We start from the raw sequence: 12,797 nt of genomic DNA on the forward strand, positions 1-12,797 counted from the left end.
AGGGTCATCCGCACCACGACGGTGGTGGCGGGGTGTTGCGGGATGCTGTCGCACCCGAGGGCATGCCGGCACAGGTCCGCGAGCGCATCCGCCCGCATCTGCGCGACGGTGCGGGTGTCCTCGATGACCGGGCCACCGCCCTGCCCCGCGTGCGCATCTGCGCCCGGACCGGCGTCAGCGTCACCATCCCGGGCGGCATCCCTCCGCCGCCGCAGCATCCCCGTGACGAGTCCCTCGACCGCCGCTTTGATGGGTGCGGCGGTTTCGGGGTCGAGTCGGCCGGACAGCACGAGCATCCCGTCGCGGTCTTCATGGATGGACAGGGCACGGTTGCTGCGTCGTTCGGTGTCGCGGGGTTCGACACCGTCGGGGTCGAGGTGCGCTTCGGCGCGAAGGATCAGTTTCTGCAACTGATCCAGCGTCAGTCCCGGGGCGCGGTCCACCAGCATCCGCTCCACCCGATCCAACGCTGCCGGGTCGGCGCGCACCGCCCACCGGTCGCACGCGGTGACGATCACTCCCGCGGCGAGCGTCCCGATCCGGGTGGCGTTCACGGCGGCGGCGACGTGGGGGTACTTCGGCGGGGCCTGATGCCCGGTGAGCGTCACCCGCGGTGTGGTGGATTCCCCGATCCGCATCGCCCGGGCAGCTTCCCCGGTCGTGGTGCCCACCACGGTGGAGATCATCACCGCCGCCGACCGGAACCCGTTCTTCCGGGCCAGCGAATCCGCACCCAACTCCGTACGCGACTGCCGGCCGATCTCCGCCGCCACCGGCGCGAGCGCCGCATCCGCTGCCCGCCGAAGCGTGCCGAGGGCTTCGCTCAACGCCACCAGCTCACCCGCACCGAGGCCCTCCGGCCGCCCGGTCGGGCACAACGCCTGGGCACGGTCCAGGGCCCGGTGTGCGGTGGTGAAGAGATCCTCCATGGGAACAAGTGTACGAATCACCTCCGACATTAACTCGTCCTTTTGTTCGACACCGCGACACCCGTCACCCATCGCTCACCGATCGTTCACCCGGGCCGGGGCCGGTGGCCATTCGCCGCCCGTACCGTCCCTCTCGTCCCGACTTCCTCGCGCCGTGCGCGCAGAAGCCGACTCACCCGAGAGGAACAGCAATGCCCACTTTCCTTCCCCGCCGCGGCCGCGCCGTCGCCGGGTTCGCCCTCGCCGCCATCGCGGTCTTCAGCCTCGCCGGATGCGCGGGCACGGATGCGTCCGCATCCGGTTCGGACGCCGCCGCGGCGACCAGCCTCGACGATTTCGGTACCCTCGCCGATCTCGAGGCCGCCGCGAAGGCGGAGGGCGCGCTCAACGTCATCGCGCTCCCCCGCGACTGGGCCAATTACGGCGAGATCATCGACCTGTTCGCCGAGACCTACCCCGAGATCACCATCACCGAGCAGTCGCCGGACATCTCGAGCGCCGAGGAGATCCAGGCCGCCGAAACGAACGAGGGCCTCGACACCGCGCCCGACGTCTTCGACCTCGGCCTCACGGTCGCCCTGCAGAACACCGACACGTTCGCGCCCTACCAGGTGCAGACCTGGGACGACATCCCCGACGCCCTGAAGGAGCCTTCCGGCCTGTTCGTGGGCGACTACGGCGGGTACATGTCGATCGGCTACGACTCGTCGACCTACCCGGAGCCCGCCTCGCTCGACGACCTGCTCGGCTCCGACTACACCGCCGCCGTCGCCATCAACGGCGACCCGCCCCAGGCCGGTGCCGCCTTCGCCGCGGTGGGCCTGGCCACGGTCCAGTCCGGCGGCACCCTCGATGACTTCCAGCCGGGCATCGACTTCTTCTCCGAGCTCAATGCCGCGGGCAATATGCTCAAGGTCGACGTCACCAGCGCGACCGTGGCGAGCGGCGAGACCCCCGTCGTCTTCGACTGGGACTACCTCAACGCCGCCCACAGTGCGGACAACGCCGACTGGAAGGTCGTCGTGCTGCCGGGAACCGGGTACGCGGGGTACTACAACCAGGCGATCAACAAGGACGCCCCGCACCCGGCGGCCGCACGCCTGTGGCAGGAGTTCCTTTACAGCGACGACGTGCAGAACCTGTGGCTCAAGGGTGGCGCCCGCCCCGCACGCATGGAGGCCATGACCGAGGCCGGCACCATCGATGAGACCCTCGCCGCCGCCCTCCCGGCGGTGCCCGAGAAGACCGTCGTCCCCACCGAGGCGCAGAGCACCGACGCCGGCACGCTCCTCGGCGAGAAGTGGGCCTCGGCCGTCCAGTGACCAGCCTGTCCGCTCCCCTCACGGAGCACGCACTCGCCGGGTCGGAGCATCGCGCTCCGGCCCGGCGGGTGCGGCGTCGCCTGGATCCCGCGGCGTGGGGACTCGCTCCCTTCGCCGCGTACGTGCTGCTGTTCCTGGCGCTACCGACCGTGCTCGCCGTCGCGAGCGGGCTGTTCGACGCGGACGGGTCGTTCACCCTCGCCAATCTTGCCGCGCTCGGCGACCCGGTGGTCCTTCGCACCTTCGGCAACTCGGCGTGGATCTCCGCGCTCACCGCCGTCATCGGTGCGATCGTCGGCGCCCTGTGCTGCTACGCCCTGCTCGGCCTGCCCGAACGCGGATTCGTCCGCACGACCGTGGATGCCGCATCCGGCGTGCTGGCGCAGTTCGGCGGCGTCATGCTCGCCTTCGCCTTCATCGCCACCATCGGCCTACAGGGAGTGGTCACGGCCCTGCTGGCGGATGCGGGCATCGACCTGTTCGCGGACGGCCCGTGGATCTACGAGCTGCCGGGCCTGATCCTGCCGTACATCTACTTCCAGGTGCCGCTCATGATCATCACCTTCCTGCCCGCTCTCGAGGCACTGCGCCCGCAATGGGCCGAGGCGAACCTCACTCTCGGCGGCACCCGGGCGAGCTTCTGGCTGCGCATCGGGGTGCCGGTGCTCGCGCCCTCGTTCCTCGCCAGCACCCTGCTGCTGTTCGGCAACGCGTTCTCGTCGTACGCGACCGCCGCCGCCCTCGCCAGCCAGGGGTCGCAGATCGTGCCGCTGCAGATTCGCACCGCGCTGACCAGCGAGACGGTGCTCGGCCGGGAGAACCTCGCCGGCGCCCTCGCCTTCGGCATGATCATCGTGGTCGGCATCGTCATGTGGGCGTACTCGCTGATCCAGCGTCGCGCCGCCCGGTGGCAGTCGTGAAGGGCCTCGCCCCGAGCGCGCTCACCCGGTGGATCATCGGCATCCTCGTCGGGCTCTTCTTCGCCGTCCCGCTGCTGTCGACCCTCATCTATACGTTCCGCGACGGCGACAGCTTTTCGCTCGTGCACTGGGCGGGACTCATCGACCCCGCGAAGGCAGCGACATACGCACCGATCTGGACCGGCCTCGGCAACTCGCTTCTGCTCGCGGTCGTTACGGTCGCGATCGTGCTGTTCCTGCTGGCCCCGACCATGATCCTGGTGAACCTGAGGTTCCCGCGCTTGCGGCCAGCGTTCGAGTTCGGCGTGCTGCTGCCGCTGTCGATCCCGGCGATCGTGCTCGTCGTGGGGCTCGCGCCGATCTATCTGCAGATCGGGCGCACCCTCGGCACCGGCGCGTGGACCCTCGCCTTCGCGTACGGCATCACGGTACTCCCCTTCGCCTACCGCTCCATCCAGGCCTCGATCGACGCGGTGCCGCTGCGAGTGCTCGCCGAGGCAGCCCGGTCGCTCGGCGCTGGCTGGCCGACCGTGCTGCTGCGGGTGCTCGCGCCGAACCTCCGCCAGGGGCTCCTGGCCGCCTCCCTCATCTCGGTCGCGGTCGTGCTCGGCGAATTCACGATCGCCTCGCTGCTGAACCGCCAAGTGCTGCAGACCGCGCTACTCGTGGTCAACAAGATCGACGGCTACGCCGCTGCCATGTTCACTCTGCTCGCTCTCGCGTTCTGCTTCCTGCTGCTGCTGGTCATCGGCCGGCTCGGACGCACCGGCTCCCGAAGGACCACGCCATGACCTCCGCCGCAACGACACCGCGGAACCTGCCCCGTACCTCCGACAACCTGTTGCTCGCCGAGGCCGGTGAGGGCACCCGGGTGCAGTTCCGCGGCGTGACCAAGGAGTACGGTCCCACCCGGGTGCTGCACGGCATCGACCTCGATATCGCACCCGGCGAGTTCGTGTCGCTGCTGGGGCCCTCCGGATGCGGCAAGACGACGCTCCTGCGCATCCTGTCGGGGCTTGAGCCGCTCACCGCCGGTACCGTGCTCATGGGCGGGAGCGACGTCTCGCGTGTCCCGGTGAACAAGCGCGACATCGGCATGGTGTTCCAGTCGTACTCGCTGTTCCCGCACCTACGGGTCAGCGAGAACACCGCCTTCGGCTTGCGCCGCCGACGCGTCGGAGCAGCGGATGCGGCCCGTCGCGCCGCCGACGCCCTGGCGCTCGTGGGACTCGATCACCTGGCCGACCGCTACCCTCATCAGCTCTCCGGCGGCCAGCAGCAGCGGGTCGCCCTCGCCCGCGCCCTGGTCACCGAGCCGCGGGTGCTGCTGCTGGACGAACCGCTCTCGGCACTCGACGCGAAGGTGCGCGTACAACTGCGCGACGAGATCCGCCGCATCCAGCTGCGACTCGGCATCACGACGGTGTTCGTCACCCACGATCAGGAGGAGGCGCTCGCGGTCTCGGACCGGATCGCGGTGATGGCGGAGGGGCGTATCGAACAGATCGGCACCCCGGAGGAGCTGTACCTGCGCCCCGCGACCGCGCAGGTCGCGGGTTTCGTGGGCATCTCGAGCATCGTCGCCGCCGACGCCGTGGGCGGCCGCGCCCGAGTGTGGGGGCAGGAACTCCCGCTGCAGGGCGAGGTGGCGGACGGCCCGGTCGACCTGTTCGTCCGACCGGAGAACGTGCGGATCGTCGACGGCGCCGAAGGCATCCCGGCGAGCGTGCAGGAGAGCACCTTCCTCGGCAGCTTCCGGCGGACGCTCGTGCGTACCGCGGACGGCACGCTGGTGCGCGTGCAGCACCCCGCGTCCGACGCGGTGGCGTATGACGATCAGGTGCGGATCGCGCTGGCGCCGCAGCCGGTCACCGCGCGTCCGAGGGTCTGATCCGCGGGCAGTATCGCGGATCGGGCGCGCCTGTGTCGACCCCGCCGCCCGCTTCGCGCCCGCTTCCCTAACGTGGAGCGGACCCGAAGAGGAGGAACATTATCGACCCCTGGATCGTCTTCGCCATCGCCGTTGGCATCGCCATCGTCGTGGCCGCAGTGGTGGCCGTCGTGGTCGCCATCATCGTCCGTCTGATCGCCCGCCGCCACGCCTGGCCGCGCGGCCTCATCGCCCGCGCACACCGCCCTTTCCGCGCGCTGGTGTTCCTCATCGCGCTGTGGATCGCGGTGAGCACCGCGTTCCCCGACCGTGACTGGATGGAGCGGCTGAACCAGATCTTCACGATCCTGGTGATCGTCGCATCCGCGTGGCTGCTGGCCGCGCTCGTCTCGTTCGTGACCGACGTCACCCTCGGCCGCCATCGCATCGACGTCCCCGACAACCGCGTGGCCCGCCGCATCCGCACCCAGACGCTGATCCTGCGGCGCCTCACCATCGCGATCATCGTCATCATCGCAGTCGGCGCGATCCTGCTGACCTTCCCCGCGGTGCAGGCGTTCGGCGCCAGTGTGCTGGCCTCTGCCGGTATCGCGTCGATCATCGCGGGCCTCGCCGCCCAATCGGTGCTCGCGAACATCTTCGCGGGGCTGCAGCTCGCCTTCAGCGAAGCGCTGCGGGTCGACGACGTCGTGGTGGTCGAGGACGAGTGGGGACGGGTGGGCGAGATCACGCTCAGCTACGTGGTCCTCGATCTCTGGGACGAGCGGCGGCTGGTGCTGCCGTGCACGTACTTCACGACCAACCCGTTCCAGAACTGGACGCGGCAGGGGTCGGAACTGCTCGGCTCGGTGGAGCTCGACCTCGACTGGCGGATCTCCCCCAGCCGGATGCGTGCACATCTGGACGAGGTGCTCGCCGGGACCGAGCTCTGGGACGGCCGCGCGAGCGTGCTGCAGGTGACCGACGCGGTAGGCGGCTACGTCCGGGTGCGCATCCTCGTGACCGCGCAGGACGCGCCGACCCTGTTCGACCTGCGCTGCCTCGTCCGCGAGGCCATGGTGACCTGGATGCAGCAGAACATGCCCGCCGGCCTCCCGGTTCAGCGCATCCTCATGACCGAGGAAGAGCAGCATCGCACGGTCGAACCGCACGCGGGCGGCGAGGGGGGCCTGTTCACCGGCAGTGCCGAAGCCGAGGCACGAGCGAGCAGCTTCACCCAGGCGATCCCGGTCGTCGACGCCGATCCGGCGGGCGACGACGAGGGTCAGATCTCGAAGTCGACCGCGACCCGGCTGGAGACGACGGAACGTACGTAGGCGACGATCGCCTGGTGGGCGGGGTGGCGCTGATACGCGTCGAGCGCGGCGGTGTCCGCCACGTCGGCCACCAGGGCGATGTCCCAGTTGCCCTCGCCGAGGACGTCGGGGCCGACGGTGATGTCGAGCAGCTCCGGCACGACGCCGCGGAGGGCCAGGAGATCAGCGGCGATGCGTGCCGCCTGCTCCCGCCGCAGGGGCCACGACGTGACGCAGCGTCATTTCACGGCCTGCGCATCCAGCAGCGCGTCGCGCAGCCGGTCGGGCGCGACCCGCCAGTGGGAGTGCAACCGGTCGTCGATGAGGATCACGGGAACCTTCTCCCACCACAGCTCGTAGAGGGCGGGATCGGTCTCGATCGAGGCTTCGACGACCTCGATGCGGTCGGCGCGCGCCTCCGGCAGTTCGGCCAGCACCTGCTCCACGACACCGCGGGCGACGTCGCACAGATGACAGCCGTCCTTGCCGATGATCGTGAGTGTGGTCACGCTCCCATCGTAACCGGCGCGCGAGGCGCCGGCTCGGGATGCGGCGTCTACTTCTCCACCGGAAGGCCGGCGGCGATCCACTCGCCCGTGCCACCCTCGACGTTGGTCGCGTCATAGCCGCGAGCCTCCAGCGCCTGCACGACGCGTGCCGAACGGCCGCCCGCCTGGCAGATCACGTCGAACGCCTCGTCGGGCAGCTCGTCGAGGTGATCGCCGATACTCGACATCGGGAGATTGACCGCGCCGGGGACGTGCCCGGCGGCGAACTCGTCGACCTCGCGCACGTCGATCAGCGGAACGCCGGTGCGCTCGCGCAGTTCCTGGACCGTGATGGACTTCATGCTCCGCCTTTCGGGAGGTACACGAAGCGCCCCGTCGACAGGCTGGTGCCAGTCGGGGGCGCTCGGTGTCGGTTGCCGCTCCGCAGTCCTTGCGGACTACTTCTTGTTGCGGCGCTGGTGGCGAGTCTTACGAAGCAGCTTGCGGTGCTTCTTCTTCGCCATGCGCTTGCGGCGCTTCTTGATGACAGAACCCACGGAAAACCTCGCTATGTCAGGGGTCTGGACGCAGGGATGCTGCGCCCGGGATCGGGCATGCGTAAAAAATGCCTCGGATCAGTCTAGCCGACGTCGGCGACCGGACGTTGCACGAGCTCTGTGACCGCGGATTCGGGCACCCGGTAGCTGCGTCCGAACCGCACCGCGGGGAGTTCCCCGGCATGGACCATGCGGTAGACGGTCATCTTCGAAACGCGCATGAGCGCGGCCACCTCAGCGACCGTGAGGAACCTCACGTCCGGCAGTTCCGACATGGTGTCCCCGTTTCGCCCGTCGTTGCGCACGTCCCTGCGCGCGTTCCCGCCACTGTAGAGCGTGCGTGTGACGAGTGTAAACGGGTGGGACCGGTGGGATCAGCGTCCGGGCAGGCGCTTGAGCGCGGCCGCGACGGCGTGGTTGACGGATGCGGCGGCCCGACCGACCACGTCGGCAGCGTGCACCGCCTGCACCGGCAGGGCCGGGATGCCGACGCCGTCCGCATCCGCGGCCGCATCCTGGAAGGGCATCAGCCAGTCCTCGACCTCGTCCAGCGGAGCGGATGACAGGCTGTAGTAGCGATGCTGCCCGTCCTCCCGCACCGAGACGAGGCCCGCCTCGCGCAGCACCTTGAGATGCTTCGACACGGTGGGCTGACTCACCCCCAGCTCGTGCACGATCTGCGACACGCTCGTCCCTGACTCCGCCGGAGCGGAGTGGTCGAGCAGAAGTCGGAGGATGTCGCGCCTGGTCGCGTCCGCGATCACGCCGAAGATGTCCGCCATGTGCTTAGGTTAGCCGTGCGCCGCGCGCGCGACCATGAAGCGGTGGCAGGAAGGGAGAGCCACGGATGACGGGCGAGTCCGCGGTATCCGCCTGGAGACACCGAACGGCCCTCCGGTGGGACCGGATCCGAGACCAGGCACGGGACCTCACGACATCGTCGCCCGCCCGGTTCGCGATCCTCGTCTTCTCCTCCCTGGTCGTCGTGTTCACCGTCCTGCTGTCGCTTCCGGCGGCCGCGGCGGACGGTCAGTCGACGCCCTTCGCCGACGCATTGTTCACCGCGGTGTCCACCATCTGCGTGACGGGTCTCGCGACCGTGAACATGGGCGAACACTGGTCGCCGTTCGGGCAGGTGATCGTCTACATCGGCGTCAACGTCGGGGCGTTGGGCGTCCTGACCCTCGCGTCGATCCTCGGCATGATCATCTCCAAGCGCCTAGGCCTGCGCGCGAAACTCATCGCCGCGGGCGACACGAACCCGCTCCGTATGCACGGCGGCCCGGTCAACGAGGGCCAGACCGTGCGGCTCGGCGAGGTGGGCCAGCTGCTGCGCACCGTCGCGCTGTCCACGATCGTCATCGAGGCGGGTCTCGCGGTGCTGCTGTACCCGTCACTACTCCTGGGCGGCGTGAACCCGCTCACCGCACTGTGGGAGGCGCCGTACTTCGCCGCGATGGCGTTCACGAACACTGGTTTCAGCCCCAACGCGAACGGGCTGGAACCCTTCGCAAGCGACTACTTCTTCATGACGGTCCTCATGGCCGGCGTCTTCCTCGGGTCGATCGGGTTCCCGGTCATCTTCACGCTGTGGCGCCACCAGTGGCACGTGCGGTACTGGTCGCTGCACACGAAGCTGACGCTCATCACGACGGTCATCCTGTTCTTCGCCGGCGCGATCGTGTTCGTCACGCTGGAGTACGACAACCCGGCGACCTTCGGCGGCATGGATGCGTGGGACACCACGTTCCAATCCCTCTTCCTGTCGGCGATGACCCGGTCCGGCGGCTTCTCCGTGATCGAGATCGGCGACCTGCACGGCTCGTCGCTGCTCGTCGGCTCGATGCTGATGTTCGTCGGCGGCGGTTCCGCATCCACCGCCGGCGGCATCAAGGTGACCACCCTCGCGGTGCTCGCCCTCGCCGTGTGGTCCGAGGCGAAGGGGCGCCCCTCGGTCGAGGCGTTCGGGCGACGCATCCCCAGCGACGTACAGCGCGTGGCACTGTCCGTCGTTGCCTGGGGTGCGACCATCGTGGCGCTGTCGACCATCACCATCGCGCAGATCACGAAGGCGCCCGTCGATGAGGTGCTCTTCGACGTGGTGTCGGGGTTCGCGACCGTGGGCCTGTCCACCGGTCTCACCGCCGACCTTCCCGACCCCGCGGTGTACGTGCTGGCGGCGACGATGTTCATGGGCCGCGTTGGTACAGTGACACTCGCCGCAGCGGTGGCTGCGGCAAGTCGTACGCAGTTGTATTCGCTGCCGGTGGAAAGGCCGATCGTTGGTTGAGCAGATCCGCAACGATGCGCCCGTGCTGGTGATCGGTCTCGGACGCTTCGGCGCCGCGTGCGCCGGAGAGCTGGACCGCCTCGACCGCGAAGTGCTCGCGATCGACGACAACCTCGACCTGGTGCAGAAGTGGTCGGAGCGGGTCACCCACACCGTGCAGGCCGACGCCCGGAATGTCGACGCGCTCAAGCAGATCGGCGCGCAGGACTTCCAGGTCGCTGTCGTCGCCGTCGGGTCCTCCATCGAGGCGTCCGTACTGATCACCGCGAACCTCGTCGACCTCAAGGTGCCGCAGATCTGGGCCAAGGCGGTGTCGCAGTCACACGGCAAGATCCTCGCCCGCGTCGGTGCCAACCACGTCATCTACCCGGAGCGGGAGGCCGGCGAGCGCGTCGCCCACCTCGTCTCCGGGCGGATGCTGGACTTCATCCGCTTCGACGACGATTTCGTGCTCGCCAAGATGTATCCGCCGAAGTTCATTCGCGGCGTGGGGCTCAACCAGTCCGGCGTCCGCACGAAGTTCAACGTGACGGTCGTGGGCGTGAAGAGCCCCGGCAAGCCGTTCCGCTACGCCGAGGCCAACACGGTGGTCACCAACCACGACCTCATCATCGTCTCCGGCACGAACGGCGACATCGAGCGCTTCGCGTCCCTCGACCGCTGAGCGGGCCTGTCCCCACCGCGGACCGCGTGGGAGACTGTGCCGCATGACGGAGCGGATCGACACGGATGCGGCTGTCCGCCGCTGGATGGACGGGTACCTGTCGGCGTGGACGAGCAACGAGCCGGACGACATCCGGGCTCTGTTCACCCCGGATGCGGAGTACCGCACCGAGCCGTGGTCCTCACCGATGCAGGGCGTCGATCAGATCGTCGCCGGCTGGGTGGAGCGGAAGGACGAGCCCGACACCTTCGCGTTCACCTGGGACGTCGCGGGCATCGACGGTTCCCGCGCGTTCGTGCAGGCGCAGACCGACTACCGCGACGGCCGCACCTACAGCAACCTCTGGGTCATCGACCTCGATGACACCGGGCGCGCGCGCTCGTTCACCGAGTGGTGGATGGTGATCCTCAGCTCCCGGCGGCGAGCTCCTTCGCACGGGCGAGGGCCGCATCCGTCGCCGCCGCGAAGACCTCGTCGAGGTGCGCATCCTGGAGCACCGCGACCGCCCGCTCGGTCGTGCCCTTCGGGCTGGTGACGCGGCGACGCAGCTCCGCCGGGTCCTCCCCCGAAGCGTCGAGCAGTGCCGCGGCGCCGATGAAGGTCTGCTCGGCCATGACGCGCGCCTGCTCCGGCGTGAAGCCCTTGCCGACCGCCGCATCCGTGAGCTTCTCCACGAGGAGGAACACGTAGGCGGGGCCGGACCCCGAGATGGTCGACAGTTCGTCGATCTGGCTCTCCGGCACCTCGATCACGGTTCCCACCGTCTCGAACAGACGCCGCGCCATGGCGACGTGCTCCGCCTCGGCCCGCGTCCCCGCGGCGAGCCCGGTGACGGCCTTGCCGACCACGGCGGGCGTGTTCGGCATGGAACGCAGCACCACCGAATCCGGCCCGAGGATCTGCTCGAACGTCGCGATCGTCACGCCGGCGGCGAGGCTCACCACGACGGCACCCGGGCGGAGCACCGGCGCGATCTCCCGCAGCAGGTCGGGGACCATGGCGGGCTTCACGCCCACGAGGACGATGTCAGCGGATGCGGCGGCCTCGAGGTTGCCGTCCGGCTGCTCGGCCAGCGCGATGCTGGTGACCCCATCGAACCCCGCCAGCGCGGCGGCCTTCTCGGCGGTGCGGTTCGTCACGGTGAGGCCGTCGGCGAGACCCGAGGCGACGACACCGCTGAGAATCGCGCCGCCCATGGAGCCGGCGCCGAGGATCGCGATCGGAGGAAGTGAGCTCATGCCACCAACCTACGCGGAGCTCCGCGGCAGCACGGCGAGCGGTCTATCATCGGCCACGGAGGTACGAGATGACCGACCCCGAGGACCACCTGCTCGACGGGCTCACGGCCCGCACCCTGGAGACCGGGCGGCTCGCCGTCGCGGTCATCGAGCGCGACGGCGACGACCCGGAGACGCCACTGGAGCGCACGGTGGTGTTCCTCCACGACGCACTCGCCTCCTCCCTGCTGTGGCAGGACCTGCTGGCCGGGCTCCCCGCCGACGTCCGCGGCATCGCCGTGGACCTGCGCGGGTTCGGCGGCAGCGAGAATCTGCCGGTGGATGCGACCCGCGGCGTCCGCGACTTCAGCGACGACCTGCACGCAACGCTCGAGACACTGGGCCTGCCCACCGCCCATCTGGTCGGCTGGGGCCTCGGCGGGGCGGTCGCGCTGCAGTACGCCCTCGACCACTCCGCGCTCTCGCTCTCGCTCCTGGCCCCCGTCTCACCGTTCGGGTTCGGCGGCACCCGGCGCGACGGCACCCGCCTCACCGAGGACGCCGCCGGCACCGGCGCCGGCCTCTCGAACCCCGAGTTCGTGCGCCGCCTCATCGCGCACGACACCACGGACGAGGCCGAGGCCTCCCCCCGCACGCTCATCCGGCGCGCGTTCGTCGCCGAGCACGGCACCGCGCCGCGTGAAGACACCTGGGTCGGTGCGGTGCTCGCGACCTCGACCGCCAGCGGCAACTACCCCGGCGACCAGGTCCCCTCCGACAGCTGGCCGGGGTTCGCCGCCGGCACGACCGGAGTTCTCAACGCCGTCTCGCCGCGCTGGTTCGACGTGTCCGGGATCGTCGCGCTCGATCCGAAGCCACCGATCCTCTGGGTGCACGGCGAGCTCGACGCCGTCGTCTCCGACACCTCGTTCTTCGACGTCAACCATCTCGGTGCTCTCGGGGTCACACCGGACTGGCCCGGCGACGAAATCGCCCCGGCGCAGCCCATGGTGTCGCAGACCCGCGATGTGCTCGCCGCCTACGCGGCGGCCGGCGGCGACGTGCGAGAGGTCGCGCTCGCGGGTGTCGGGCACACCCCGCATCTCGAGCAGCCGGCGGAGGTGCGCCGAAGTGTTCTGGAACGCGTCGGATTCCTCGGCCCGCACACCGAACCGGCGCCCGACACCGAGCAGATCATCCTCAAGTCCACGGATTGACGGATGC

General features: G+C 69.7%; 16 protein-coding genes and 1 pseudogene. 9 read left to right on the forward strand and 8 right to left on the reverse strand.

Translation table 11 applies throughout. The features are described 5' to 3' along the window. A partial coding sequence (locus NT132_RS11955) for a DUF222 domain-containing protein (protein WP_297789177.1) occupies window positions 1-929 on the reverse strand: 929 nt, incomplete at its 3' end. A 191-nt stretch (window positions 930-1,120) separates the two neighbouring features. Here NT132_RS11955 and NT132_RS11960 point away from each other — a divergent pair. The 5 genes from NT132_RS11960 to NT132_RS11980 all read left to right on the forward strand — a co-directional run bounded on the left by NT132_RS11960 (window position 1,121) and on the right by NT132_RS11980 (window position 6,378). Then, window positions 1,121-2,251, forward strand: coding sequence for an extracellular solute-binding protein (locus NT132_RS11960; RefSeq protein ID WP_297789179.1), 1,131 nt, complete (start codon window positions 1,121-1,123; stop codon window positions 2,249-2,251). A gap of 68 nt (window positions 2,252-2,319) precedes the next feature. Then, window positions 2,320-3,171 (forward strand): ABC transporter permease, encoded by an 852-nt coding sequence (locus tag NT132_RS11965; protein ID WP_297789256.1) that lies wholly within the window; start codon window positions 2,320-2,322, stop codon window positions 3,169-3,171. Continuing rightward, window positions 3,168-3,962, forward strand: coding sequence for an ABC transporter permease subunit (locus NT132_RS11970; protein ID WP_366940409.1), 795 nt, complete (start codon window positions 3,168-3,170; stop codon window positions 3,960-3,962). The genes NT132_RS11965 and NT132_RS11970 overlap by 4 nt, the downstream gene beginning before the upstream one ends. After that, a complete protein-coding gene (locus NT132_RS11975; RefSeq protein ID WP_297789185.1) occupies window positions 3,959-5,062 on the forward strand; it encodes an ABC transporter ATP-binding protein in 1,104 nt (367 codons plus the stop codon). Before NT132_RS11970 ends, NT132_RS11975 begins: the two co-directional genes overlap by 4 nt. Window positions 5,063-5,211: 149 nt before the next feature. Beyond that, complete coding sequence (locus NT132_RS11980) at window positions 5,212-6,378, forward strand: mechanosensitive ion channel domain-containing protein (protein ID WP_297789188.1); 1,167 nt, start codon at window positions 5,212-5,214, stop codon at window positions 6,376-6,378. On the opposite strand, the gene NT132_RS11985 is transcribed toward NT132_RS11980, so the two are convergent. The 6 genes from NT132_RS11985 to NT132_RS12010 form a co-directional block, all read right to left on the reverse strand. Continuing rightward, a complete protein-coding gene (locus tag NT132_RS11985; protein WP_297789191.1) occupies window positions 6,327-6,518 on the reverse strand; it encodes a Dabb family protein in 192 nt (63 codons plus the stop codon). The two genes, NT132_RS11980 and NT132_RS11985, sit on opposite strands and share 52 nt — an antisense overlap. A 78-nt stretch (window positions 6,519-6,596) precedes the next feature. After that, window positions 6,597-6,866 (reverse strand): glutaredoxin family protein, encoded by a 270-nt coding sequence (locus NT132_RS11990; protein WP_297789193.1) that lies wholly within the window; start codon window positions 6,864-6,866, stop codon window positions 6,597-6,599. Between the two features lie 47 nt (window positions 6,867-6,913). After that, the gene (locus tag NT132_RS11995) at window positions 6,914-7,207 is read right to left on the reverse strand and encodes a rhodanese-like domain-containing protein (protein ID WP_297789195.1); all 294 of its coding nucleotides are present in this window, start codon (window positions 7,205-7,207) and stop codon (window positions 6,914-6,916) included. A gap of 96 nt (window positions 7,208-7,303) precedes the next feature. Continuing rightward, a complete protein-coding gene (locus NT132_RS12000; protein ID WP_003792170.1) occupies window positions 7,304-7,402 on the reverse strand; it encodes an AURKAIP1/COX24 domain-containing protein in 99 nt (32 codons plus the stop codon). An 83-nt stretch (window positions 7,403-7,485) separates the two neighbouring features. Beyond that, on the reverse strand, window positions 7,486-7,677 hold the full coding sequence (locus NT132_RS12005; protein ID WP_297789200.1) for a helix-turn-helix domain-containing protein: 192 nt from the start codon (window positions 7,675-7,677) through the stop codon (window positions 7,486-7,488). A gap of 99 nt (window positions 7,678-7,776) precedes the next feature. Further along, window positions 7,777-8,184, reverse strand: coding sequence for a metalloregulator ArsR/SmtB family transcription factor (locus NT132_RS12010; RefSeq protein WP_297789203.1), 408 nt, complete (start codon window positions 8,182-8,184; stop codon window positions 7,777-7,779). Between the two features lie 65 nt (window positions 8,185-8,249). Between NT132_RS12010 and NT132_RS12015 the strand changes: the two genes are divergently transcribed. From NT132_RS12015 to NT132_RS12025, 3 genes and pseudogenes are all read left to right on the forward strand, one after another. Then, window positions 8,250-9,692, forward strand: a complete 1,443-nt coding sequence (locus NT132_RS12015; protein ID WP_297789206.1) for a potassium transporter TrkG — start codon at window positions 8,250-8,252, stop codon at window positions 9,690-9,692. Beyond that, window positions 9,685-10,356, forward strand: coding sequence for a TrkA family potassium uptake protein (locus NT132_RS12020; RefSeq protein WP_297789209.1), 672 nt, complete (start codon window positions 9,685-9,687; stop codon window positions 10,354-10,356). The genes NT132_RS12015 and NT132_RS12020 overlap by 8 nt, the downstream gene beginning before the upstream one ends. 43 nt (window positions 10,357-10,399) lie before the next feature. Next, window positions 10,400-10,699, forward strand: a pseudogene (locus tag NT132_RS12025) (nuclear transport factor 2 family protein); the annotation flags it as partial. A gap of 64 nt (window positions 10,700-10,763) precedes the next feature. On the opposite strand, the gene proC reads toward NT132_RS12025, so the two are convergent. Next, the gene (proC, locus tag NT132_RS12030; protein ID WP_297789212.1) at window positions 10,764-11,594 is read right to left on the reverse strand and encodes a pyrroline-5-carboxylate reductase; all 831 of its coding nucleotides are present in this window, start codon (window positions 11,592-11,594) and stop codon (window positions 10,764-10,766) included. A 68-nt stretch (window positions 11,595-11,662) separates the two neighbouring features. On the opposite strand from proC, the gene NT132_RS12035 reads away from it, so the two are divergent. Further along, window positions 11,663-12,790 carry an alpha/beta fold hydrolase gene (locus NT132_RS12035; protein WP_297789215.1) on the forward strand — a complete coding sequence of 376 codons (1,128 nt, stop codon included), beginning with the start codon at window positions 11,663-11,665 and terminating at the stop codon, window positions 12,788-12,790. Window positions 12,791-12,797 lie beyond the last annotated feature (7 nt).

It is taken from the genome of Microbacterium sp. (assembly GCF_026393345.1).
Lineage (GTDB): Bacteria > Actinomycetota > Actinomycetes > Actinomycetales > Microbacteriaceae > Microbacterium.

Coding starts and splice junctions, on each gene's coding strand:
- NT132_RS12035 (WP_297789215.1), top strand. CDS start 11,663: ATGACCGACCCCGAGGACCACCTGCTCGACGGGCTCACGGCCCGCACC.
- NT132_RS12015 (WP_297789206.1), top strand. CDS start 8,250: ATGACGGGCGAGTCCGCGGTATCCGCCTGGAGACACCGAACGGCCCTC.
- NT132_RS12010 (WP_297789203.1), bottom strand. CDS start 8,184: ATGGCGGACATCTTCGGCGTGATCGCGGACGCGACCAGGCGCGACATC.
- NT132_RS11995 (WP_297789195.1), bottom strand. CDS start 7,207: ATGAAGTCCATCACGGTCCAGGAACTGCGCGAGCGCACCGGCGTTCCG.
- NT132_RS12005 (WP_297789200.1), bottom strand. CDS start 7,677: ATGTCGGAACTGCCGGACGTGAGGTTCCTCACGGTCGCTGAGGTGGCC.
- proC (WP_297789212.1), bottom strand. CDS start 11,594: ATGAGCTCACTTCCTCCGATCGCGATCCTCGGCGCCGGCTCCATGGGC.
- NT132_RS11975 (WP_297789185.1), top strand. CDS start 3,959: ATGACCTCCGCCGCAACGACACCGCGGAACCTGCCCCGTACCTCCGAC.
- NT132_RS11960 (WP_297789179.1), top strand. CDS start 1,121: ATGCCCACTTTCCTTCCCCGCCGCGGCCGCGCCGTCGCCGGGTTCGCC.